The sequence below is a fragment of the Maribellus luteus genome, from assembly GCF_003576475.1.
Lineage (GTDB): Bacteria > Bacteroidota > Bacteroidia > Bacteroidales > Prolixibacteraceae > Draconibacterium > Draconibacterium luteum.
In genome coordinates this window covers 375,039-398,977 of the sequence record NZ_QWGR01000003.1, presented here as the reverse complement: position 1 = coordinate 398,977, position 23,939 = coordinate 375,039, and the positions used below count along the sequence as shown (strand labels likewise).

Annotated in this window: 19 protein-coding genes; 3 read left to right on the top strand and 16 right to left on the bottom strand. The window is 41.6% G+C overall.

Annotated elements, in window-relative coordinates:
- Positions 1-3: 3 nt before the first annotated feature.
- The 3 genes from coaD to D1614_RS07215 all read right to left on the bottom strand — a co-directional run bounded on the left by coaD (position 4) and on the right by D1614_RS07215 (position 3,821).
- Complete coding sequence (gene coaD / locus D1614_RS07225; RefSeq protein WP_119437217.1) at positions 4-483, bottom strand: pantetheine-phosphate adenylyltransferase; 480 nt, start codon at positions 481-483, stop codon at positions 4-6.
- Positions 484-546: 63 nt separating this feature from the next.
- Entirely contained in the window at positions 547-2,763 is a 2,217-nt protein-coding gene (locus D1614_RS07220) for an APC family permease (RefSeq protein WP_119437216.1), read from the bottom strand.
- Positions 2,764-2,879: 116 nt separating this feature from the next.
- On the bottom strand, positions 2,880-3,821 hold the full coding sequence (locus tag D1614_RS07215; RefSeq protein WP_206609941.1) for a glycosyltransferase family 2 protein: 942 nt from the start codon (positions 3,819-3,821) through the stop codon (positions 2,880-2,882).
- A gap of 66 nt (positions 3,822-3,887) precedes the next feature.
- Between D1614_RS07215 and D1614_RS07210 the strand changes: the two genes are divergently transcribed.
- Entirely contained in the window at positions 3,888-6,239 is a 2,352-nt protein-coding gene (locus D1614_RS07210; protein ID WP_147384076.1) for a DUF6311 domain-containing protein, read from the top strand.
- A 665-nt stretch (positions 6,240-6,904) separates the two neighbouring features.
- On the opposite strand, the gene D1614_RS07205 is transcribed toward D1614_RS07210, so the two are convergent.
- From D1614_RS07205 to D1614_RS07195, 3 genes are read right to left on the bottom strand one after another with little or no spacing between them, the layout of a single operon-like run.
- The gene (locus D1614_RS07205; protein WP_147384073.1) at positions 6,905-8,578 is read right to left on the bottom strand and encodes a hypothetical protein; all 1,674 of its coding nucleotides are present in this window, start codon (positions 8,576-8,578) and stop codon (positions 6,905-6,907) included.
- 13 nt (positions 8,579-8,591) lie between these two features.
- On the bottom strand, positions 8,592-10,172 hold the full coding sequence (locus D1614_RS07200) for an ArnT family glycosyltransferase (RefSeq protein ID WP_119437213.1): 1,581 nt from the start codon (positions 10,170-10,172) through the stop codon (positions 8,592-8,594).
- Positions 10,173-10,184: 12 nt separating this feature from the next.
- The gene (locus D1614_RS07195; RefSeq protein ID WP_147384071.1) at positions 10,185-11,141 is read right to left on the bottom strand and encodes a hypothetical protein; all 957 of its coding nucleotides are present in this window, start codon (positions 11,139-11,141) and stop codon (positions 10,185-10,187) included.
- Positions 11,142-11,261: 120 nt separating this feature from the next.
- On the opposite strand from D1614_RS07195, the gene D1614_RS25540 reads away from it, so the two are divergent.
- Complete coding sequence (locus D1614_RS25540) at positions 11,262-11,450, top strand: hypothetical protein (protein ID WP_147384069.1); 189 nt, start codon at positions 11,262-11,264, stop codon at positions 11,448-11,450.
- A 346-nt stretch (positions 11,451-11,796) separates the two neighbouring features.
- On the opposite strand, the gene D1614_RS07190 is transcribed toward D1614_RS25540, so the two are convergent.
- The 5 genes from D1614_RS07190 to D1614_RS07175 all read right to left on the bottom strand — a co-directional run bounded on the left by D1614_RS07190 (position 11,797) and on the right by D1614_RS07175 (position 15,867).
- Positions 11,797-12,540 carry a glycosyltransferase family 2 protein gene (locus D1614_RS07190; protein WP_119437211.1) on the bottom strand — a complete coding sequence of 248 codons (744 nt, stop codon included), beginning with the start codon at positions 12,538-12,540 and terminating at the stop codon, positions 11,797-11,799.
- Between the two features lie 214 nt (positions 12,541-12,754).
- Positions 12,755-12,883, bottom strand: coding sequence for a hypothetical protein (locus D1614_RS26345; protein ID WP_262707203.1), 129 nt, complete (start codon positions 12,881-12,883; stop codon positions 12,755-12,757).
- Positions 12,884-12,934: 51 nt separating this feature from the next.
- Entirely contained in the window at positions 12,935-14,065 is a 1,131-nt protein-coding gene (gene cydB, locus D1614_RS07185) for a cytochrome d ubiquinol oxidase subunit II (protein ID WP_119437210.1), read from the bottom strand.
- Between the two features lie 14 nt (positions 14,066-14,079).
- Positions 14,080-15,636, bottom strand: coding sequence for a cytochrome ubiquinol oxidase subunit I (locus D1614_RS07180; RefSeq protein ID WP_119437209.1), 1,557 nt, complete (start codon positions 15,634-15,636; stop codon positions 14,080-14,082).
- A gap of 6 nt (positions 15,637-15,642) precedes the next feature.
- Positions 15,643-15,867 (bottom strand): DUF4492 domain-containing protein, encoded by a 225-nt coding sequence (locus tag D1614_RS07175; protein ID WP_119437208.1) that lies wholly within the window; start codon positions 15,865-15,867, stop codon positions 15,643-15,645.
- 507 nt (positions 15,868-16,374) lie between these two features.
- Between D1614_RS07175 and D1614_RS07170 the strand changes: the two genes are divergently transcribed.
- Positions 16,375-17,736 carry an NAD(P)/FAD-dependent oxidoreductase gene (locus D1614_RS07170; protein WP_119437207.1) on the top strand — a complete coding sequence of 454 codons (1,362 nt, stop codon included), beginning with the start codon at positions 16,375-16,377 and terminating at the stop codon, positions 17,734-17,736.
- 30 nt (positions 17,737-17,766) lie between these two features.
- Here the strand turns inward: D1614_RS07170 and D1614_RS07165 are convergent, their stop codons facing one another.
- The 5 genes from D1614_RS07165 to ccoG all read right to left on the bottom strand — a co-directional run bounded on the left by D1614_RS07165 (position 17,767) and on the right by ccoG (position 23,912).
- Entirely contained in the window at positions 17,767-20,160 is a 2,394-nt protein-coding gene (locus D1614_RS07165) for a heavy metal translocating P-type ATPase (protein WP_119437206.1), read from the bottom strand.
- Between the two features lie 115 nt (positions 20,161-20,275).
- Entirely contained in the window at positions 20,276-20,977 is a 702-nt protein-coding gene (locus tag D1614_RS07160; protein WP_119437205.1) for a hypothetical protein, read from the bottom strand.
- 237 nt (positions 20,978-21,214) lie between these two features.
- Positions 21,215-21,982: a sulfite exporter TauE/SafE family protein gene (locus tag D1614_RS07155; RefSeq protein WP_206609940.1), complete on the bottom strand. Its 768-nt coding sequence runs from the start codon at positions 21,980-21,982 to the stop codon at positions 21,215-21,217.
- A 48-nt stretch (positions 21,983-22,030) separates the two neighbouring features.
- The gene (locus D1614_RS07150) at positions 22,031-22,474 is read right to left on the bottom strand and encodes a FixH family protein (RefSeq protein ID WP_119437204.1); all 444 of its coding nucleotides are present in this window, start codon (positions 22,472-22,474) and stop codon (positions 22,031-22,033) included.
- 76 nt (positions 22,475-22,550) lie between these two features.
- Complete coding sequence (gene ccoG / locus D1614_RS07145; RefSeq protein WP_119437203.1) at positions 22,551-23,912, bottom strand: cytochrome c oxidase accessory protein CcoG; 1,362 nt, start codon at positions 23,910-23,912, stop codon at positions 22,551-22,553.
- Positions 23,913-23,939 lie beyond the last annotated feature (27 nt).

The following is a 23,939-nucleotide window of genomic DNA, read 5'->3' as shown; positions in this document are numbered from 1 at the left end:
TTACTAACCGTTAATTTTGAACTCGTTTTTATCAAGTCCCTCGGGTAGAAACATACTGGCGTCGCCGCCGTGCGAGATAATATCGCGAATGATGGTGGCGTTTACCGGCGTGTGTTCGGGCAGTGTGAGCAGGAAAACGGATTCAATATCGGGATGCATTTTCTTGTTCATTTGCGCAATGGCCCGTTCGTATTCAAAATCGGAAGACGTACGAATTCCGCGCAGAATGTATTGGGCATTCACCGTTTTACAGAAATCCACCGTTAATCCCTCGTGTAGCCTGACTTCTACCTTTGGTTCGTTGGCAAATACCTGATTGATCCATTTCATGCGTTTTTCCACGGGAAAGAACGATTTTTTGTTGGCGTTGTAACCGATCATGATGTACAACTTGTCAAACATCGGCAAGGCACGCCTGACAACTGATTCGTGTCCGATGGTAAAGGGATCGAACGAACCCGGGAATATGGCAATTCTTTCCATTTTTTCTGTTTAAGATCAATCAAAGGTAAATAAATCTGCCAAGTGTGAAAACGTAGTGCTTTTTTAGTTTATTGCTTTGGCCTTGTTGGAACTCACAAAAAGGATGTTTCCCAAATCGTTGTAGCCTTCGCTGAATTCGTCCATGTTCTTCAAAGCCTCGCTGGTAAATCCGATAATGGTGAGGTCGGCATCGGCCGAATAATTGGAGATCACGCCTTTACGGTTGCCCGAGTCAAAAGGCACCATCGAAATATTGGCCGGGCTTATGGGAAGGCGGCCCGTTTTGATCAGGTCCATCAATTGTTGTCGCTTGTCTTCGATACCTTCTTCGGGATAAAGCGCAAAAATTTTGATCTTCCCTTTTTTCCAGTCGGGGTGGCCCAGAATGATGTAGCCCAGCAAAATCATCAGGTTGGCATTTTGGTAATCTTCGGGGCTGATCCAGATATGAATTTCGTTTTTATACCCAAAACTTTTGTAGGAAGTATTCAGGATACAGATGTCAAAACCTGCCGATTCAACAATCTGGTAGTTTCCTGTTATTTCCTTCAGATTACCAGGATCGGTGCGCGAAAATTCAAACAAAATGAGGTTGTTCCCTTTGCCCGAAATCCCCGAAAGCTGCACCACCTGCGCAATGGCCGATGTATATGATGGTGAAATAATGGTATCGAGGTAAACCCGGTTCTTGCTTCCGGCCGAAAGTTGAATCAGCCGGTCCAGTATTTTTTTCGATTCTTCGGTGGTTTTTTCATTCAGCAAGCCCTTGATAAAGTGAATATAAGTGCCAAAGCCGTATTTATACGAAATCCAGCGCATGATGTCGAAGGCCGAGCGGCGTTTAAAAGTATCGTGCGAAATGCAAACGCCAAACGGACGCCAGCTGGTGTCTTTTTCGCTGTCGGCGCGTTGCAGGATTATCTGTAACTGTCGGCTTAACTGGAAAATAACCCCTTTGAAAAGTTTGTTGAGTCCCTGGTTATCATCGTTGTTGAGCATAATCGCATAATAAATCACTGCCATGATAACGACCGACAACGCAGCGTAAGTAGCATTCATTTTAAACATCAGCCAGAAGGAGAACAGTGCCCCTACCAGCGAAACTTGCCACCGCGAGCGAAACGTGGGTCGGTAGGCGGGATCGGCGGCAAAGTGCTCAAGAAAGGAAATCAAACAAATGGCGCCGTAAGTAACCATGAAAAACATGGAGATAATTTGCGCCACAAAATTCACATCGCCGATCAGTACAAACACAAAGGCAATTAAAATGGTTATCAGCGACCCGTTGATGGGCTCGTTGTCTTTTTTGCGACCTTTGGCAAACCAGCGGTTCACATGGTTTTGTGGGAAAATATCGTCGAAGCCAATGGCTTGCAAAGTGCGGGGTGCTACCATAATCGATCCCAATGCCGAACTCAGCGATGCAGCTGCCAGCCCGATGGGGATGATGGGCCCCCAAACTGCTATTTCCTGCATAATCAACTGGTCGCTTACAAGCTTTTCGGGAGAGGCCGAAACAGCAAACTTATAGGCTACTGCAATGTATACCAGCATCCCCACAACGGTTGCCCAAAGGGTTCCGCGCGGAATTGATTTTTGAGGGTCTTTCAGATCGCCTGAAAGTCCGAGGCCCGCAGCGAGTCCGGTAAAAGCCGGAAATACGATTGTGAATACGTAGAAGAAATCGAGGTTGTCTGCTACCGTAAGGTGGAAATTTACTTCAGCAGGTTTAATGGGCGAGTCTCCCATAAAAAACATGACAATGGAAGTAAGCAGAACGGCTACAACAACATACAAGGCTTTCATGCCCACATTGGCTCCCTTGGTAAGAATGAGCAACGAAAGCAAAGCCATTGTGGGTACGGAGATAAAACGGCGGTCGGGAATGTAAAAGTCGTAGGTTTGCGCTATCCAGCTGATAAGCGGCTCGAAAGCCTCGCCAAAAGCAATCACGTAAAATGCGACACTGATGGCCTGCGAAAGATAAAGCGTAAGACCAATGGCACCACCAATGTTCAGCCCAAACGAGCGGCTGATAATGTAATACGCACCGCCGCCCTGAACACGCTGGTTGGTAGCAATTTCGGCTACGGCAAAAGCGGTGGGGATAGTTACCACATGCCCCAGAATGATGATTCCGATTACGCCAATAAAACCAACCTGGCCGACAGCCCAGCCAAAACGAAGGAAAAGAATAGCACCTAAAATGGTGGATAAAGCTGTTAAAAATACTGGCAGTGTGCCAAATTTTGCATTTGTGTTTACCAGTGATTTAGCCATAAGCAAAGCGTTTGTGCGCTCTAAAAATGAAAACTAATTCTGAGAAATCAAATGGTTTTAATGAGAAATAGAGCCGTGCTCTTGTAAAAATAAAATATTGTAAAGTTCAAATTGAGCTAATTGAGCGTTCCCAAATCAGTTTCTGCGATGATATAATTGGGGCGTTTTTTATTCTCGATAAATAATTTTCCAAGGTACTCTCCAATAATACCTAGCATTAGGAGGTTTAGTCCTCCAATAAAAAGAACACTCATTAAAATCGAAGTCCAACCCGGAAGGGCATTGTTTGTAAACAGGAATACAGCCAGTGCGTAAACTCCGTAGAGAAATGACAATGCAGCGAACAAAAGCCCCAGATAAATAGAGAATCTTAAGGGCTTGATACTAAAAGCCGTGATTCCTGACAAGGCAAAAGACAACATTTTCTTTAGTGTGTATTTTGAGTCTCCGGCCACTCTTTCTCCTGCTTTGTAGGAAATAATACACTGTTTAAAGCCCAGCCATTGAATGACGGCCCTCAGAAATATCTGGTTTTCTGAGAAACTTTTTAACGCGTCCAGAACTTTCCTGTCCAGTAAACGGAAATCAGCAACTCCATTCTCCAATTTTACATCCGACAACCGATTGGTAAGTTGGTAAAACATCCTGGAAGTTAATTTCTTGAATCCGGAAATGGAATCATGGTCAATTCGTTTGGTAACAACAGATTCAAACCCTTCTTCCCATTTTTCCATAAGTTGAGGGATTAGTTTTGGAGGATGCTGAAGGTCTGCATCAAGGCAAATAGCACAATTGCCGGAAGCCATATCAAACCCCGCTTTTAAAGCATTCTGATGTCCAAAGTTTCGGGAAAAGGAGATAAAATGAACCGACGAATCATTTTGCCGAAGCTCTTTGATTACTTCCAAGGTATTATCTGCACTTCCGTCATTTACAAAAATTACTTCGTAATGGTACTTTTCAGGGAGATGACTTTTGAGATCTTTGTAAAAAAGCAGAAGACCTTCTGATTCGTTAAAGCATGGAATAATTACCGAAACTTTTTTGGGTATATTCATCGACGCATGTTTTATGTTGTCAAATATACTTTAATTTGTAAAACTTAATAAACCACTGTTTGAATAATGAACTCTAGAATCAGGGGATACTTATTGACTGTTTTATTGGCTACTGCGGTTGTTTTTCTATTCTTTGGCAAAATCATTTTCGATCCCAATAATAATTATTATTCCGCTGATGGCGATGGCTTTAAGGCCTATTACGGGGCCATTTATCATGCTAAATACGATACTTCTTTAATGCGAATGAACGGGATGAACTATCCGTATGGCGAGATGGTGTTTTTTACCGGAAGCCAGCCGGCGGTGGTAAATGTCGTTAAATTTATTAGTGCCCATTTTATTGATATCAGCGACAATATAGTTGGAATTATGAATCTGTTAATGATTTTTTCAATTGTTGCAGCTGCCGGATTTCTGTTCCTGGTATTTTTCGAGCTGAATGTTAACTGGTGGTATGCTTCTGTGGTTTCTGCTGGAATTTGTATGCTTTCGCCACAGATTGCCCGGTTTGGTGGACATTTCTCTCTTTCCTGGATGTTCTGGATACCATTCATGCTTTTCCTGGTTCTTCGGTTTCATAAAAAGCCAGGTTACAAAAATGCCGGTCTAATAGCACTTGTCACTTTCTTCTCAGGTGCTATGCACATGTATTTTTATGGGTTCAACGGTTTTATTATCGGACTTTATTTGCTTGCACAGCTTGTAAATAAAGAGCGGAGTTTTGGTTTGATAAAAGGATTCGTGTATTTTTTTATACAACTGATTTTACCCTTCCTGATTTTTCAATGGCTAGTTGGCGGTTACGACTCTGTTGTTGATAGAACATCATATCCCTATGGTTTTTTTGCCTACCGCGGACATCCGGCGGGAGTTTTGCTTCCCAGCGGAAAGCCTTATGGTTTTGTGCCCGAAGTAATAACCGTGTTTAAACATGTTCCCTGGGAAAGTCTGTCTTTTATCGGAGTCTCGGCTCTTGTGGGATTTCTGGTTGGAATGGTTGTTTTTGTGAGGAAGATTGTCGTTCGCAAAAATGCATTTAAGATCACTGATAATTTTGTTCTGAATACATTTTTCTGGACTTCATTTATTGCTTTGCTTTTTTCATTCGGAATCCCTTTTATATTTGGGTTGGAATGGATGGTTGATTATGTGGGCCCTTTTCGTCAGCTAAGAGCGTTGGCCAGGTTCTCGTGGTTATTTTATTATGTGCTGAATATCGTTGTTTTCTATGCCCTGTACAGAAAACTTGTTGAAAACAACAAAAGTAACTTGTGGAAAGTTCTGACGGTTTTAGCCGTCGGATTTCTGCTGTTCGATGGATATTGGAATATATACATGAACAGCCGTTTTATTCAGAACCGGAATGCGGAGATGGAGGACGTTTCAAACTCCTTGCCTCAAAATGAGTGGGTGAGTAAAATTAAGCCGGCAGATTATCAGGCGATTCTTCCCATTCCCTATTTTCATGTTGGTTCAGAAAATATTTGGATCGAAAGCAAAAACAATATGCAGGAGATGACGATGATTGCTTCGCTGAAAACTGGCCTGCCAACAACCGCTGTTCAGCTTAGCCGAACATCAATTTCTCAAACGTACAAAAACTACACGCTGGTAACTGAGCCATTTGAGTCCTACGCCCTTTTGACAGATTTACCCGCGAGTAAGCCTTTTTTACTGCTTATTAATGGGGATTATTCTCCCAATGAAGATGAACAGCGTTTGATCCGTTTTTCGGAGCCTGTTTTTAAAAATGATAAAGTTGAGGTGAAAAGTTTGTCGATTGAAGCCTTGCAGGAAATGAGAGGAAATTATGTAAGTGAAATTCGGCAAAAAATAAGTGGGAAAATATGGCAGGAAGTGCAGGGAGTTGAGGTGAGTGATTCTTCTTCTGCTTTTATTGTCCGAAATTTTGATGATCAGAAATCGGATATTACCTATAATGGAGAAGGTGCTTTGCACTATTCTACCGGGCATTGGAAAAACATTTTGAATGATACGCTGAAAGCAGATGCAGGGAAAAAGTATAAAGTTAGTTTTTGGATGTACGATTATTCAAAAGATGGCTATTTGCGGACTACCATCGAACTGGTGCAGCGAAACCCCGAAACACAGGAAGTAACTAATTATTTTTATTCGGATGCGCACCGACACATTAAAGGTTTTGATGGGAAATGGGCATTGATCGAGATCAGTATCGAAGCAAGAAACAACAGTGAACTAATCTCAATATCTGTTAAGAATGATGTGCTAAAGAATGGAACACGACTAATTATTGATGAGTTGTTAGTAAGGGAAAGTGGAACAGATATTCTTTATTCCCTCGGGGAAGTTAGCTTTTTCAATACTCGTCAATTGAGAGGGGAGTTATTTTGTACTGATAACATCCATCAAAAAATAGTGCGGGAGGGAAAATAGATATTAATGATTTGAATGATAAATATTCCAGACTACCGAAACGGAGATATACTCTTTGGAATCTGGATTTAAGAAATAAATAAGCTCCGTTACAATAAGATTGCATACTCGTGAATATGTGCTCCATATTGAGTTATCGAAATTTGGAGCCATCCCAGCTGATTATCTTTTAGTTTTATCCCGATATAAGCTTCTGTGGCATTGTCCCAGTTACCTGTTATGGAGTAAGAATTAAAGGGTGGAGTTAAGGAATTTGTTTTTTTACCAAAGTGAATTCTCCGCTGTCCCACCTTTCAGCAATATTAATGATGTCGTTTAGGACGTAACCCTTAGGGTGCCCGAAAGAGTCAACTAAAACATAAGCGCCATTTGGTAATGTAGAAATTGTTACCTCCAGATAGGCTAGTACTAATCCTTCCTGGAGCCATGTGTTCTTTGTGCGTATAGAAAAATCATCGATGGATCGTTGTTTACATTAATAAAGCAAGAGTCTTTCGTTTGAAAATCTCCCAATGTAATATCCGGATTAATGTCGGTAACTAATAGATTTTCTATTGACTTAATACCAATGATGATATTTGTTCGTGTGGAATCATCATTTTTATCACATGCTGACAGGATAAGAATTAAACAGGAAAGAATAACTATTGGTTTCATTTTACTGATTATTGATTGCGAATTTGATACAGTTTGCAGAAGTCATTTTCAAAAAGCATGTCGTATCCATTATTCAGTACAGCGATGATTTCTTGATAGTTTTCATTTTGTTTGTCTGTTACTTTTCCAAAAATGGCAACATAAGGGATAGGGTTTCGTGTTCCACTTTTTAAAGGTAATGAGAAAATACGATGGTTTTCGGGTGTTGTGTAGAAGTGCTCAACCATTTTTTTATTGTCAGCGGCCCAAACATTAATCGGGTCTAATTGGTAGGGGCCATTCAGGTTCCAGTTAACCGGGAACCATCTTAGTTGTCCTTCGTAGTTCTCTATTACTGCAACAGGTTTATCGCTTCCAAAATACCCCGGGCTATGCATGTGTAGCCAATTATGTTGGTAGGCATAGTTAAAGGGGAGGAGTAAACTTCCGGGCTCGATATAACGGGTTATTTCATTCATTTGCTCAATTTGTTTCGACGAGTTGCGCATGTTCTTTCCATGTAGAAAAATTGAGAATGTAATGTGCGTTACAATCAGAACGGTTAAAAAGAGAAATTGAATCCATTTTTTGTGGTCCTGGGTTGCCAGCCAAAATCCGAAAAATATAAAAACAAGAATGATTAAGCGTTCGGGCAAAATATTGGCATTGGGGACAACCAGGTAAAGGAACGTGGTTCCGATAAATAGGAGAAACCAAATTAGGTTAAATCCTGGAGCAGCTAGGCTAATAAATAATTGTTTGTTTTTTAAAACACAATTTTCTTTTATGAAAGTTGTTAGTTGAACTATCATCATTAAAGCAAAAATACCGAACAGTACATGAGTAAATATATTCCACGGTTTGCTTGTGCTTAATGTAAGTAGAGGCCGGATATCAACTAGCCAGTTAATGAGTTTTCCCAAGCCTAATCTCCCTGCTTCTTCCAGTGAATCAACTTTGACAAGATAAACGATTCCCAAAATCAACGCTGGCAACATTGAAATAAAAACAACTTTTAATTTGATGAAAAATAAGGGCCAGTTTGATAACGTAATTTTGTTCTCTTTTTTTTCCGATTTTAGTGTGGCCAAAGGCATCAGAATGGTAACAGCAATTGTTATCATAAAAATAAGCATGTGCGAGAAATAACCCAGCAAGAACAGAATGCCGAGTATTGCGATGTTCTTGTAGTTGAGTTGATTGGAATAGCGAAGTATAAAATAGATAGTGATAAAGAAAAAGACAAGGGCATAGATTAAATTGTATGACCCAAGGTACAACAGGTGGTTGTGAGCGAATAGAATACCAAAATAGGAAAGGATGTAATTTTGAGGTTTAAACCACAAAACAATCTTTCGAAAGAATAGGGGGAAGAGAACCAAGTAGATACCAATTACTAATTTCTCGGATAGATAATCAGGAAAGACAAAGTTGAATATTGCAAAAAGAAAGTGAGATATCCAGTTCGGAACAGGTAGGTTGTTTAGTCGGAATAGGTTCGCATATTCCTGATGATTCCCTAAAATCAACTCTTTAATAATGTTTCCGTTGTAGATATGCCCCGGGCCATCAAGAGTTAAGTAATATTTTGTCATGATCAGAGGTAGCAGGCCTATTAATAATAACGACAAAAAGAGAATTTGCTCATATGGATGTTTTGCGTTTTTTCGTAGAAACATATTTCCAATTTTATGTTTATTCACTTCTAAAACAGTGTTATAGTTTATAAATATTTATGTTTTCGTATTTCCCTATTTGCATAGAAAGATAAGGCAGGAATGAACTGCTATTTTCGAGATCTCTGTCGTTAACTATTAAATACTTGCATCCTTGCTTAATGGCGAATTCAACTCTTTCTTTATCCGAAAATACAGCATACCCATACTTTGTTAATCCTTTTTGATCCATAAAATATAGCGAAATATTTATGCTGGCGTCTGACATGCAAATTACTTTGTCTGTTCTTTTAATTCCTAGAGAACGTAAGTATGGTGTGATGGTTTCAAATGCTTTAAAATTGTTTCCATAATCCCAGTGAATGTACTCCCAGTAATTACGTTCATCTTCCTGTATAAAGATGTTATCATACTTTATATATTTTTTCGAATCATATTTTAGCCGGGTTTTTAATGCGCCTTGCGAAATAAGAAAAAGCAAAACAAGAAGTAAGCCCACCTTTAAAAAGATACTTTTATAAAGTCTTCGACTGTTGTTCTTTATGAAATCGAAGAAGACGATCAGTGTCAAAGGGATGAAGATGAGCAAGTTGGTTAGGTAATAGTCATGTACATCAAAAGCTTTGAACCAAAGGAGAGAGTATAGAATTATTCCAATAAATGATATTACTAAAACAGATAAATATTTTTTAGTTACTTTTCTCCTGAATACTATTACGAGTAGAAACAACAACACAATTCCCAGTAATGCTTCTTTGTTGAAGTAAGAAGGCAGCAAATTCCAATATAATGAGTTGGCAATTTCACTTCTTTTATCAGCCGGAAGTTCCCAGATTGGAAAAATATCTTGTAAGAATAAATTACGGTGGTTTTGGGCGTTGTAATAGCGAGCGTACAAGTACCAAATGGCAATTACGGCAAGCACACATAAAAATGGAACAATTTTTAGCAAAGTACTTTTGATCGTTTGTTTTTTGTTCGACACCTTGATAATACCATCTAGAACAATGGTCCCCAGAATGGCCATGAATATTATTAGAGATGTAATCTTTAAAAGTCCGGATAGTGTAAAAAATGCCATTGAAAGTATCAGCCACTTTTTTTTATGCTTTTCATCGTAACGATAAAAGAAATAAGTGCCTGTCAATGCCAAGCCAAATGCTGGTGCATTTGATAGAAAGTTGTTGGTATAAAATATTAGAAGCGGAGAGGTGAAAACGATCAGGGGGACAAAAAAACTCCAAAAAGTGTCCTTTAATATTCTTTCTGATAGCTTGAAGAGCGAGAAAAGACCGGAAAATACAATGAGAATATTTATTAGCCGGTATATAAATTCCTGCTGTCCAAAAATCTTCCACAACTGGGCTACGGTGTAATAGATTATAGGAAACTCCGATATCGTTTTTCCATTTTCTCTATCTCCAGTCCAGTGAACTTCGGGAGTGAAAAAATTGAGGTTCTCTTTATAATAGTTCATCGTAATTGAAAGACAGTCAGCCTGTCTCCATGTATGGTTTGAGTAAGGTCGGTAAAAAAGAATTTCTTGGTAGTTATACGCAAAACTGATGAATATTAATGCTCCAATAAACAGTAAATTGGTAATAAATGATTTGTTTTTCATATTGTCTGGAGTTTAATCTGAAATTCTTTTGTACAGCCATACGTACCTGTCTGGAGAAGTATAATCCAGCCGGAAGTTATCGGATAAGATTACTCGCAACTCATTCCATTTGTCCATCTGTAGTTTTTCAATATTTCCAAAAATGACGACATCATCAATTGTCATTCTTTTTGAAGAATGAATGTTAGATGGCCAGGCAATACCCTCTGTACTGGAGTGATTTGCCAGTAAAACATGGGGCATTTCTTTCACGTTCCATGAAACTGGAAACCATCCGGTGCCTGCTTCATAATTTTCCAGGATTATCAATGGTTTGTCTGCTCCCAGATAATTTGATAGGTGCAACTCAATCCAATGATCGGATAAATTTACAGGTAAAACGATACTATTATTATCGATTTTATTACTCGTCTCATAAAGAGCCTGGGCATGTTTATCCAGTTTCTTTATCGTTCCGTTGAGATGTTTAAGCAATAGCCCAACATGCAGGAGAACAACTGCAACGATTATGATGCTATTGAAGCGGATATTCATTGCCATAGGAATAATGAATAACAGGACGAACATGTACACAACGATTATTAACCGTGTTGACATCATCCCCGCACCTGACCCTTCGGGGATAAGGAAAAGCAATAACAAGGACAAGAAAAGAGGAAGCAGTATAAAATGTGTCTTAACACTGTTGTAACTAACTTTTTTTCTTTTTACTATTCTCAGTAAGAGTAAAATGAAGAGAAAAAAGAAGAATGGAGTAGTTAGCAGCATATCACTATTGTAAGCATAAATAATAAGTGGCCTTACGTTGAATATCCATTTTATAATTTCCAATGTGGAATAGCTCTGTTCGGATTGAAAAAAATTGGTTTGCAGAATAAATTGCAATGCAAATACTAAAGATGGTAAAGAGGCAGCAAAGAGGTAAAAGATTTTTTTTATAAAAAATAATTTGGCAGTTTCATCTCTCATTCCCTTTGTGTATTCTCTTATTGAGTACTGGACGAGATAGGCTCCCAATGATAATCCCAATAGCCCAAAAATCAGAATATTTGAATAATAACAAAGAAGTAAGAGCACGGACAGAATCAAGTGGCTTCTGATGGAAAGGCTCCCGATATGTTTTATGTAATAGGCCAAGGTGAAAAACAAAAAGATGAAAGACAGGCTAAAATTGTAAAAACCCAAATGAAAGAGAAAAGTATAGGAGAATGGAAAGATAAAAATACCCAAATAGGTATTTTGAGGATTTGTTTGTTTCAAAAAATATCTGAAAGATAAAGCCATCCCAATAATGTAAAAGTACAGGAATAGTTTTTCTGCTAACCAGCCAGGGAAAATGAGATTGAATAACGCCAAGAAAATATGGCTCGACCAATTTGGGATAGTTATTTTGTTGATTATATAAAACTCAGAGATAATATCATTATTGGAGAATAAATTGGCCAGCAGTGTTGAGTTGTATAGATGCGAAGGCCCGTCCATCGACGGGTAAAATCTGGTGATGGATAAAAGAAGTAAATTGATTCCCAGTATGATATAGAAAACAATATCTCCTCTTGTAAAGCCTACAAAAGATAACCAAGACTTTCTTCTAAAGACCGGAAACATGGATAAATTATCAATTTTAATTTCTGAATATCTTATTTTTCAACAGCCCCCACTTCTGTAACCTAAACTGAACCGAAGTTCTCAAGACCCCCAGTGCATAAATGGTACTGTTTTTCAGGTTGATGCTCGAAGCATCGTCAAAATACTTGGTGGGGCAGGTAATTTCGGCAATTTCGTAACCGGCGTACCAGATTTGTGCCAGCATTTGGTTATCAAACACAAAATTATCGGAATTGGCATTATAGTTTACTTTTTCAAGCACTTCGCGGGTAAAAGCCCGGTAGCCGGTGTGGTATTCCGAGAGTTTTGCATTCATTAAAATGTTCTGGATAAGGGTTAGCCCGCGGTTCGAGATATACTTAATCATTGGCATTCCACCCTTTAGTGCACCTTTCCCCAGAATGCGGGAGCCAAGAACTACATGGTATAATCCACTTCCCAAAAGGCTTGACATGGCTGGAATCAGCTTGGGGGTGTACTGGTAGTCGGGGTGTAACATAATTACAATGTCAGCACCAATTTCCAGCGCTTTGTTGTAACACGATTTCTGATTGCCTCCGTATCCTTTGTTTTGCTCGTGAACCACAATGTGTTTTATGCCTAATTTTTTTCCCACTTCAACTGTGTCGTCTTTACTAAGGTCGTCCACAAGTATTACATCGTCAACAATAGAGAAATCGATTTCCTTATACGTAATCTCAAGTGTTTTTGAGGCGTTGTAAGCCGGAAGTACAACTACAACTTTTTTCCCGTTAATCATTATTATTTGGTTTTGACGGCTAAAAATAGAAAGAATAAAGAAGTAATAAGCAATAAATGATGAAATATGAGAATAGACCTGTTGAGGATAAAGTGATACTCGCGATGAGTAATGGGATTCCCATTCTCTGAAATATTGATATTTGGGTGGTGCTTGTTCAACCAATGAGAATCGCAGTAAAAAACCCGGTATTCAAACCGGGTTTATCTATTCTTTATTCTGTTTCATTTTTCTTCGACTCAAGCTTACGATCGTATTTTCTCACCACCAGCTTTACGAGCTGGTATGAAACAACGATCAATAGCGGCCAGGTAAGCATCCAGATGATTGATGAGGTGTACATAGTATTCAATTTTGGTTATTGATTCTTACGTTTTTTATTTCTAATCATGAATTAGTAAACATGCGATTCTTCCTTCATTTCCTGTTCCGTGATTTTGGTCCGGTTCATGGCCCGCCAGAAATAAACGATGTAGGCCAGCACAAAAGGAATCAGCAGCGAAACATAACTCATCACGGTCAAAGTGAACTTGCTCGATGACGCGTTTTGAATGGTTAGCGACGACTGCAAATCATAAACAGAAGGATAAAACGCGGTGTTGTTAAAGCCAGCGATCAGGAACAAGGCAAAAACCGTGAGGACCGTGCCACTTCCTGCAAACCAGAATCCTTTCCCGCTATTCATCAATACAGTGGAAATGATTCCCCACAAAACAGCAACAATCCCCGCCAGAAGGATAAGTGTGTTGAGCGGCATCTGCAAAACGTTGTGCAGGTATTTGTATTTTTCCATGCTTACCTCGCCGGTTTCAGGATTCACGGCAAAGCCGTCTTTTAGTAAAAGCCAGATCAGAAAATAAAGGAAGAAAGCCAGAAATGGAAGGGTGTTGTAAAGAACTTGTTTTCGGGCCCGCTTTACAATGACTTCCTGGTCGATCGTAAAAATAAAATACAGCGCTCCAAGTACCCGTGCCAGAAAAAAGACCGACAGCCCAAGGGCTACATTGTGAAAGGTAAGCACTGCTTCCAACCCGCGATAGGGAGTTTGCCAGTCAACCTGATTGAGATGGTTGAGCGAAAACATGGCTCCATTAAAAAAGGTGCCGACGGCAGTGCCTATCAGAACCGTTCCGAGTAAGCCGTTTATTACCAGGAATACCTCGAACGTTTTTGCACCCAGAAAGTTGCCCGGTTTTTTGCGGTATTCGTACGAAACTGCCTGAATAACAAAAGCTATCAGAATAGTCAGCCACACCCAGTAGGCACCACCAAAACTGGTGGCGTAGAACAGGGGGAACGAGGCAAAAAAGGCTCCGCCAAAAGTAACCAGCGTGGTAAAAGTAAATTCCCATTTTCGGCCCAAAGTGTTCAGGATAATGGTTTTTTCGGCTTCGGTTTTTCCCACGGCGTAGAGCAGTGTTTGCCCGCCCTGAACAAAAGTGAGGAAGACAAAAAGCGCTGCCAGTATTGAAACCAGTACCCACCAGTATTGCTGCAATGCTAAAAGCGATAAATTTTCAAACATGATTTTTCCTCCTTTTAATGTTTTGGTCCGATTTTTATTTGGCGGAACATGATTTTTAATTCGGCGATCAGCAGAACGGTAAACAGGACGGCAAAAAGCCAGAACGTAGTTTGAACCGAGCCGGCGCTGATTCTGGTTACTGCCGAAAGAGTAGGCATAAGATCCTGGACTACCCACGGTTGGCGGCCAACTTCGGCAACGATCCAACCGGCCTGGCTGGCAATGTAGGCCAGCGGAATGGAGATAATGGCCAGCCGCATAAACCAGCGCTTTTGGTCGAAAGTATCTTTCAGAATAAATACCAAAGAGAAAATGAACAGCAGGATAAAAAAGAAGCCAAGTCCAACCATGGTGTGAAAGCTGTAAAACGTTAGCGGAATATTGGGAATCAGGTCGTGCGGATCTTCAAAATATCCATAGCCAAAGTACCTGAAGTAATTTTCCTGGAAATCCTTGCTGGTGAGTTCTGCTTTCAGGGAATTGGCAAGTTGCGTTTCTTTGTTTTTTTGTGCTTCCTTAAACCGGGTTAGTTTTTCGATGGCTACTTTACCCCGCTTTATACGTTCGTAATACGACAGGATGCCGTATTTCTCGTTCCCGTTAATCAGGTCGTTCACCCCGGGGACAAAAGCATCCCAGTCGAGAAAAGCCATGTACGACAAGATGTTGGGGATTTCAATTTTCAGGTTAAAATCTTTCAGGTTTTCGTTCGAGGGATCGGTTTCGGACGACGAAAATAGACCGACAGCGACCAGCCCGGCACCTTCGCTTCCGTTGTATAAACCTTCGAGGGCTGCAAATTTCATGGTTTGGTCGTTCGCAATGGTGCGGGTCGAATTATCGCCGGTCATTACCAGGTACAGCGACGATAACAAACCAAACACCGATGCAATCAGAATGCTCTTCTTGGCCAGCAAGAGTTCTCTTTTTTTCAACAGGTACCAGGCCGAAACACCGATCACAAACACCGATGCCAGCACAAAACCGGAAGAAGTAGCGTGCAGCCATTTATCGACCGCCGTTTGCGAAAACAGCACTTCCCAAAAGTTTTCCATTTCGTTGCGGGCGGTTTCCGGGTTAAATTTCATGCCAACCGGGTGCTGCATCCAACCGTTGGCGACCAAAATCCACAAGGCCGAAAGATTAGCACCGATGGCGGTTAACCAGGTGGCCAGTAGGTGTGTTTTTTTGCCCACTTTGTTCCAACCAAAAAACATGATGGCAATAAAAGTCGATTCCATAAAAAAGGCCAGAATGCCTTCGATGGCCAGCGGCGCTCCGAAAATGTCGCCAACAAACCAAGAGTAATTCGACCAGTTGGTCCCGAACTCGAACTCCAGGATAATCCCCGTGGCCACGCCAATGGCGAAGTTGATCCCAAAAAGTGTCATCCAGAATTTGGTAATCTTTTTCCACTCTTCGTTGCCGGTCTTCACATAAAGCGTTTCCATAAAGGCAATGATAAGGGTGATCCCGAGTGTGAGTGGAACAAAAATCCAGTGGTACATTGCCGTGAGCGCGAATTGTGCCCTCGACCAGTCTACCAAAGATGCATCAGCAATTTCGATCATTACTTTTTATTTTGATTTGGTTAATACTTCCAGTACATGATTGCTTCTGTCCTGATCGGTTTCAAAATTTGATTTCAGGAAATTGGGAAAGAAGAATAGGCGGAGGATCACAAACATAATGAAGAGTTTCACCAGAATAATGATCCAAACCTGCCGCCCCCAACTTCCCATTTCCCGGAATCCCTCCGCGTAGAAGTTCCATATTTTGCGAAAAATGTTTTCCGGTTTCATAGACACGTACCTTCATTTCTTTTATGCCGCCTCTGGCATTTACAGCTTGTAATTCAAACCTTCAAAATACAAAAATAGAACATATGATTGAAATAAAAGTTGATTTTTGAAAACATATATTGTTATGTAAGGTTCTTATTTTCTTTGTGAATTGTAATTATTTCATGCTGAATAGTGCCGGTGTTTTTATGGTTTATTGTTGGCGCCCAGACGATTGAGAGTGCAGGATTGTAAGAAGCAACAGGGAATGAGGAAAATCATAATTATTTTCAACATAAGTTCAATATATTTGTTCTGATAGTTATGATAAAGGCATTTGATTGCCATAAAGAGTATTTAGTGGAAAAATATATCATCCGGCAGTAACGATGCAAATCGGAGGCCGGATGATATTTCTCAAGCCAGGTAAACGGGTATTAAAAGAGAAAGGAGGTCAGGGATGAAAGCTGATGAATCATTTAAATACCTGAATATCTAGCTGAAATGTGAATTATAAAAATCAAAAGAATGAATACAACTGACATATTGGTTATCGGAAGCAGTGCCGCCGGCCTGGTAACAGCTTTAACAGCACGTAGGGTTTACCCGGGCAAGAAGATAGTAGTAACTACCACACAGGAGAAAACACTGATTCCTTGTGGAATTCCTTATATTTTCGGGACGGTGCAGAGTTCGGAAAAAGACATTCTACCATCGGATAAAATGTTTGAAGCCAATAACATTGAAATGCTTGTTGACGAGGCGGAGTTGATCGACCTGGAAAACAAAACGGTAAAATATACTTCAGGCCAGAGCATTGCCTATGATAAACTGGTGATCGGTACCGGTTCCACGCCCATAAAGCCATCGTGGTTAAAAGGAGCAGATTATCGCAACGTATTTACTGTGCCAAAGAACAAAACGTATCTCGACCAAATGCAGGCCAGCTTGCAGCAGTTCAAAAAAATTGTGGTTATCGGAGGCGGTTTTATTGGGGTGGAGATTTCGGATGAGTTGAGAAAAAGTGGCAAAGACATTACGTTGGTGGAAAAGTTGCCTCATGTTTTGCACCTGGCTTTTGATGCCGATGTGGCTTTGCCGGCCGAAACTTTGTTGAAAGAGCGTGGTGTAAAGGTTTTAACAGGGCAGGGGGTGTCTGAAATTACCGGAAACGGCCATGCAGATGGAGTAAAACTTGAAAACGGGGAATTGCTGGAAGCCGATGCGGTTATTCTGGCCATGGGGTATCAACCCAATTCGCAGCTGGCCGAAAAATCCGGGATTGCAGTAACTTCCAAAGGTTTTATAAAAGTGGATGACTACCTGAGAACGGAACATCCCGATGTGTTTGCGGTGGGCGACTGCGCTGAAAAAAGAGATTTCTTTACACGAAAACCCAGCCCGATTATGTTGGCCTCCACAGCTTGTGCCGAGGCGCGCGTGGCCGGAATGAACCTGTTTAAATTGTCGGCCATCAAAAACTTCATCGGTACCATTTCTATTTTTTCCACGGCATTGGGTGAAACTGGTTTTGGTGTTGCCGGGATTACCGAAACACTGGCCGAAGCCGAAAATTTCAACATTGTTACCGGTACTTTCCAGGGAATTGACCGCCACCCCGGAACCCTGAAGGATACGCATACCCAGTTTGTAAAACTGATTGTTGGAAAAGAATCAGGTGTTATTCTCGGAGGCGAAGTAATGGGCGGACTTTCAGTGGGCGAACTTATAAATACGATCGGAATTATTGTTCAGAATAAAATAACCCTCAATTCGTTGTTGACGGCGCAGATTGGAACACACCCGTTGCTGACCGCTTCTCCCGCGGGATATCCCCTGATTAAAGCAGCGGAAAACGCCTCTACCAAGTTGTTGTATCGGCACGAATAAACTCCGGGAAAGCGCAATTTTGCGCTTTCTTTATTTTAGCCTCATTTGTCCGGCCAGCCGGGTAACAAAAGTGGCAAAGGCCACCACCGAAACCGAGCTGATAGGCATTAAAATGGCAGCTACCACCGGCGAAAGATTTCCGCTGATGGCAAACGAAATTCCTACAATATTGTAACAAAAGGAAATAATGAAGGCCATTTTTACAATGCGGAGCGATGTATGCGTAAAGCGGATAAAAGCGGCCAGCCGGTGAAATTGCCCGGCTTCGAGCACGGCATCGCTGGCAGGTGAAAAATGATAGGCTTTATCGGCAATGGTAAGTGCCACATCGCTTTGCATCAGCGCTCCTGCATCGTTTAGCCCGTCGCCTGTCATTAAAACCGTATTGCCTTTGCTTTGCAGGTTTTTGATGAAATCGGCTTTGTCGCCTGGCTTTTGGTTGAAAAGCAGGTGTTGGCTGTTGAAATAAGTGGAAAGATTGCCGGCTTCGGCGTCGTTGTCGCCCGACACCAGGTAAAGGCCAAACTGACTTTTCAATGTTTTCAAAACTTCACTCAATCCATTCCGGTACTGGTTGCTGATGGTATAATGCCCTTTCTGCTTTCCGTTTATGGAAACAAAAACCGTAGAAGATTTTTTGGCTGAAGGCTTTGTTTGCCCGGTAACGTATTCTTCCGAACCTATTTGAACTTCCATGTTGTTGACCTTCCCGAAAATTCCGCGCCCGGCTACTTCCACAAAATGTTCGGGAGCGCGGTAGGTAAGGTTGTTAAAGAACTGGTTCAAGGCTTCGCTCAGGGGATGGGTCGACTGTTTGGTCAACGAGAAAACAGCTTCCGATTCTGCCTCAGAAAGTGTTTCGCCCGAATATCCGACCACATTTTGGTTGGGTTGTGTGAGGGTGCCGGTTTTGTCGAAAACAATGGTGTTGATATGGGAAAGCTTTTCAATTACGTCGGTATTTTTAATGTAAAGCCCTTTGCGGCCGAAAATCCGCATGGTATTTCCGAAGGTAAACGGTATGGAAAGCGCAAGTGCGCAGGGACAGGCCACAATCAGTACCGCCGTGAAAACAAAAACGGCCGTGTGAGTTTCTCCTTTCAACATCCAAAAAGTAAAGCCTGCTATGCCAATGGCAATCACTATCAGCGTAAAATATTTACTGATGCGGTCGGAGAGAGTTTTTAGCGTGTCGCTGGGTTTGTGGTAAGTGGCATCCTGGTTCCAGAGTTTGGTGAGGTGGCTCTGGTTGACCTCTTTTTTTACTTTTATGCGGATAATGCCACCCATTTGTCGTCCGCCGGCGTAAATAAAGTCACCCGCTTTTTTTGTCACCGGAGTTGATTCGCCGGTAACAAAGCTGTAGTCGATGCGTGCATCTCCTTCCAGAAGTTCACAGTCGGCGGGTATCAACTCTTTGTTGCGGATGAGCAACACATCGTCAACGTCGATTCTTTCGAGCAGAATACTTTCTTCTACCTGTTTGTTGATTTTAGTGACAGCGATGGGGAAATACGATTTGTAATTGCGTTCAAACGAAAGCGCTTCGTACGTTTTGCTCTGAAACCATTTTCCTACCAGCAGGAAGAAAATCAGTCCCGAAAGGCTGTCGCTGTAACCCGGCCCCAGCCCCGATATTACCTCGTAGGTGGTGACTCCAAACAGTACGATAATACCTAAGGCGATGGGAAGATCGATGCTGATGTTTTTCTTTACCAGGTTTTTGAAAGCCGAAATATAATAATCGTTGCCGCTGTAAAAGGTAACCGGAATAACCAGTATGTAGCTCAGAATATTAAACAGGGTCTGCAATTTATCGCTCAGTGGCTCGCCGTTGAAGTAGGCCGGGAGGCTGTAGGTCATTACATTCACAAAAACAAAACCTGCCAGCCCGATTTTGTACAATAGTTTTTTGTACGATTTATCGTCTTTTTTATCGGATAAACTTTGCGATAAATCCGGGATGTAGTGAATGGAAGAAAGCAGTTCGACCAATTGCCGCAGGGTAATCTGGCTTTCGTCGAAGGTAATGTCCACTTCCTTTTTGGTGAAATTTACAAACGAGTGCTTTACCCCCGAATGTAGCTTTTGCAGGTGCTCGAGCAGCCAAATACACGAAGCACAGTGGATTACCGGAATAAAAAACCTCACTTTTGAAATGCTGCCTTCGGTAAATGAAATGAGTTTCTGTTTTACTTCTTCGTTGTCGAGAAAAGCATATTTGTTCCCAAACTCAGTGGTTTCAACTTTTATACCGGGGGTTTCCTCCAGTTTGTAATAGTTGTACAGCTTGTTTTCATTCAGAAGCTGATACACGGTAAGGCAACCGTTGCAGCAAAAGTGCAGGTCGTTCCACATTACGGGTTCTTTGCCGCAATCGGCCCCGCAATGAACACACGCATTATTATTTTCTTTGTTCTTCATAAATATCCTTTGCGAAAATAATCATTTCCGGGAACTGCTTTCAGGTTAAGATACAAGGCCAAATTCAAGAGCCGGTTCTTAGGCAAGCATTTTCCCGAAGACAATTCCAATCTATTTAAAACCCGAGGATTAACTTGGAATGCATCGATTTTACACCATAATCGCGGATTTGTGTATTAAACGTTTTCTTCATTCCAATATCCAGTTTTACCTTTTTATATTTTGCCTGTAGCCCGGTTCCTATCTCTGTTTGTTCAAATATGGGACTCCACAGCATGAGCGGATCTACAAATTTATTATCGACGGTTAACGATGGCGTAACATACTGGCCGTGAAAATAGGCACTTAACCAATCTGTCAGTTCATATTCTAAATAAGCCTGAAAATTTAGCTGGTAGTTGGGTGTATGGGCATTTAAAACCGAGTTCTGGTGCACAAGCCCAATTCCGGCAGACGCAACAAGTTTGTTTCCGCCTTGGTAGGTAAGGGTATTGTTGAACTGGCGGGAGAATCCGATAGATGGGATTTCAGATTCAATTTTTGCTTGACTGAACGAAAAAGTACTAACCTGTTTCGGTTGGGGGGTGAACTGATAAACCGTTGGGGATTTATCCGGGAGCAATTGCATTTTGTTCAGCGTTGGTGATAAGGGCATTGAAAAGGGAAGTGCTTCGGGAGGCAGGGTATTCAAAAACAGATTGTTTTTTATTCTGATTGTATCCTTTAGTTCATTTTCAGATTGAGCTGCAGAGTTAAAATGGAAGACGAACAAAACACAAATAAACAAAACAATGCGTTGGAAGTATTTCTGTTTCATTTACAATTAATTTGTCTTTTTAATTATTAGCCGGCATTTAAGTATATGAGTGAGGACAAGGATCAGACAAAAAGGTTTCACTCCTCTGCTGTCTGATTTCCAATTTAGGATCAAGGTAAAATTATGAAAGCCAGCGAGATTTGCATGATAGCTTAACTTTCTTTATACCTTTTTAAGTTTCCATAATTTTTGAAATGAAAACCAGAGCCAGAAGACCGGCTCTTTTCTTTCAAAAGATTATTCGATGTTTCCCTTGCAACAATCTCCCTTCGATTCCTGGTGCAGCTCCTCGGCTTCGGACTGAAGGCTTTTCTCAAATTTTTGTTCAATCTTCTGTTTGGGTGGACTCAGGTAAGGTATTCCCAAACTCAGGCCCCGCAGAATAAACAACAGGCCTACAACTACCACAAGAACCGGGATCAGTTTGTTGATTCGTTTGCGAACGGCAAGGCTCATTATGTTTCCGGCCAGCGAGATGGCCAGCAACATCGGTATGGTACCCAATCCGAACAGGATCATGTACAAAGAGCCTTCTGCCACGCCTCCGGTGCCGATAGCTCCGGCAATGGCCATGTAAACCAGTCCGCAGGGGAGTAGCCCGTTAAGCATCCCGATAAAAAACAGGCTCTGAAACGAACGGATGGCAAACATTTTTCCGATGGTTTTTTTGAGCTTGCCGACAAAGGAGAACCAGCTTTTATCGAGGCTGTACTGGTTTCTGAAAAGTGCCGGGAAAAGTACGGAAATGATCATTAAGGCGCCCATCAGCACCGAAACTTTTTGCTGAAAGCCGATTAAATGCAGGCCTTGTCCGAGCAAACCAAAAACAGCCCCCATTATTCCGTAGGTGATGGTACGGCCGATATTGTAAAGCGTGCCTCCAAATATTTTTTGCGAAACGGTATTCCCGTGCAGGGGCAGTGCAACGGCAATGGGGCCGCACATACCCGCGCAGTGAAAGCTACCCATTAATCCGAGTAAAAGTGCTGATAAAAGAATCGTCATGGCAATTATATTGTACTAAAGTTAGTAATGAAGTGTCAGTTCAGGTTGTTACTGTACATTTACCGGCCGTTGTATCTGGTATTTTACGCCCTTGTTGTACCAGGTGAATTTGAGGATGTACCTTCCGTTTTTTAGTTCCGATTTCCGGAATGAAACCTGGCTCGTGGGTTCTTCCAGGGTAAGTGTAATGTCTTCCTTACTATCGGAAGGACGGTACAAGTACATGCTTCCTGAATCGATTTTGGCCGCAACTTCTGGAGCAATGTTTACCAGAAGGCTTTCGTTGGTGGTCTGAATATCCAGGGCATTCAGGAATTCTTTCGACCGCTCTTTTACCTTGATCTCCTCGGAATAATCCACGCCCTTCTCATAATAATCCTTGTGAACAAGGTTTACCGTTTGCCGCGATGCAAAAATGATAAAGACGGCTGATCCTGCTAAAAACAGTACCAGAAAAAGAAAAATTCCTGTCCCCCACGTAAATTTCTTCATATCAACTGATTCTAATTTTCTCTAAACTAATAACTGCGACTGTCAACTATGGTCAACTGCGACTGCAAACTTATTCCTACGGCCCAACAAAAGTGGTCGTATATTTCTCCAATAGCTTATCGTTGCTGAAAATTCCAAACTCGATCTCGGTTTTGTCGCTCGTAATTTCCGGTTTCGGAATATACACTAAAAATGTGGATTCGAATTTGTCCTGGTCCTTAATCACCATTGAGTTCCCTGCCATCTGAATTTTCCCTTTGTGCGAGAGAAGTCTCAGTTCCAGCGGCATTTCTTCGTGGGTTTTGTTTACGATTTTGATGTTGTACACATTCGAATAGGTGGAATCCTGCTCCTGGTAAATCAACCCCGGAGTGCGCAAAATAGTTGTTTCAATTTCGGGACGGGAAACCAGCGTGAAAACAAAAAATGCAAAAATGATAAAAAGTACCACTGTGTAAGCCCGGTTTCTGGCGTTCCACACCGAAGAGTGGCCGCCTTTAATCGCCGCTTCGGAGGTATAACGAATCAAGCCCTGCGGCTTCCCGATCACTTTCATGATTTTGTTGCACTGGTCGATACAGGCAGTACAATTAATACATTCAAGCTGCGTTCCGTTCCGAATGTCGATACCGGTGGGGCACACTGAAATGCATTGCTTGCAATCGGTACAATCGCCGCTTCCCCTGCCGCCACGCGGTTCGCCACGCACATAATCGTAGGCAACCATAATCGATTTTGAATCGAGCAAAACCCCCTGCATTCTTCCGTAAGGGCAAACCATTGTGCAAATTTGCTCGCGAAAAAACGAGTAGATCCAGTAAAATACTGCTGAGATGAGCAACATAATGCCGAAGCCTCCCAAATGCTGAGATATGGGTTCGGTGATCAACTGCAGCCAGCGTTCGCTGCCAATAAACCACATCAGGAAAACATTGGTCATCGCCACCGAAATCAATATGAATATGCCGTGTTTAAGTGTCTTTTTGAAAATCTTTTTGGTAGTCCAGGGGCTGTTGTCCAGTTGGTGGCGCTCGCGGTAGTCACCTTCAATCAGGTATTCGATGCGCCGGAAAACCATTTCCAGGAATATGGTTTGCGGGCAGGTCCAGCCGCACCACAAACGTCCGTAGGTAACGGTAAACAATACGATGAAAAGCACAAACGACAACATCAGCAAGGCCAGAATAAAAGTGTCCTGCGCCCAGAAGATAGCGCCAAAAATGATGAATTTCCGGTTCGCAATGTCGAGTAGAATAAGCGGGTTTCCGTTGATCCGGATAAAAGGTACTGCTACCCAAAACCCCAGTAACAGCCAGGCAACAATGGTCCGGCGTTTCCACCATTTTCCGGAAGGCTTTTTGGCGTACACCCATTTTCTTCCGCCCCGTTCGTTCAGGTTAATGGGTTTGTCCCTGAAAGTCAATTCCTGAGTTGGCATATGTTCAAAATAAAACTAAAAAAGGGG